The organism is Mesorhizobium sp. M7A.F.Ca.CA.002.15.2.1, from assembly GCF_003998715.1.
GTDB classification, from domain to species: Bacteria; Pseudomonadota; Alphaproteobacteria; order Rhizobiales; family Rhizobiaceae; genus Mesorhizobium; species Mesorhizobium ciceri.
The window spans coordinates 1-807 of sequence record NZ_RZPI01001152.1 but is presented as its reverse complement, the minus strand read 5'-3'; the positions used below and the strand labels follow the sequence as shown (position 1 = coordinate 807).

Below are 807 nucleotides of genomic sequence, written 5' to 3'. Positions count from 1 at the left end.
GTGCGGCCAGGAGGGCAAACAGGGCCTGTGTGGGATCGACGAACTCCGACAGCGCGCTCCAGCGGACCAGCAGCGACAGAGCCAGCGCCGCCGCACCATAGGCGCCGATGCGGCTGTCGCGCATGATCTCAAGTTTGCGGCCGCGCGATTTGCCGCCGCCAAAACCGTCGGCGACGTCGGACAGGCCGTCCTCATGCAGGCAGCCGGTGGTGAGCAGGGTTGCCATAAGGGCAAGTGCGGCCGCCGGCCCCATGGCAAGGCCGAACCGTTCCGCCGTGGCAAAAACGATGGCGCCGATCAGGCCGACGACGAGACCGGCGATGGGGGCGGCCCAGATCGCCGCGGCAAGGCTGCGGCCGCGAAAATCGAAGACGGGCAGCGGCAGCCTGGTGAAGAAGACCAGGCAGAGCGCGATGTCGTCGACGGCCTGCCGTGGTGAAAGGGCCAGAGTCCCGAATTTCATGCTCTAGCCCCTCGCGATCGCATGGAAGAAGGTGCCGCTGACATGGCCGCGCCGGTAGCCCGAGGCGCCGATCGGATTGCCCTGGCCGTCGGCAAGGTCGGCCAGCGGCTCGTCATTGCCGGTGGCCGTCATCTGCGCATAGTGGAATTCGTGGCCCCGGATCAGCGCGGCCTGTGCACCCAGCGGACAATCGGCACGCAGCCGCGCCTCGCGGTAGCCGAGGTTCATCTTGCGCCTGGCGAAGCTGGTGGCATGGCCGAGCAGGCCGAGCATCGCATGCGTTTCGCCCGACGCGTCCTCCAGGGCTTCGCCGAGCACCATGAAGCCACCGCACTCGCCATGGA

1 protein-coding gene and 1 pseudogene are annotated in these 807 nt (G+C 68.2%); both read right to left on the bottom strand.

The window, feature by feature from the left end; translation table 11 throughout:
- A partial coding sequence (locus ENZ74_RS33310; RefSeq protein WP_206522402.1) for an adenosylcobinamide-GDP ribazoletransferase occupies positions 1 to 463 on the bottom strand: 463 nt, incomplete at its 3' end.
- Positions 464 to 466: 3 nt separating this feature from the next.
- Positions 467 to 807 (bottom strand): annotated as a pseudogene (locus ENZ74_RS33305) (cobyrinic acid a,c-diamide synthase); the annotation flags it as partial.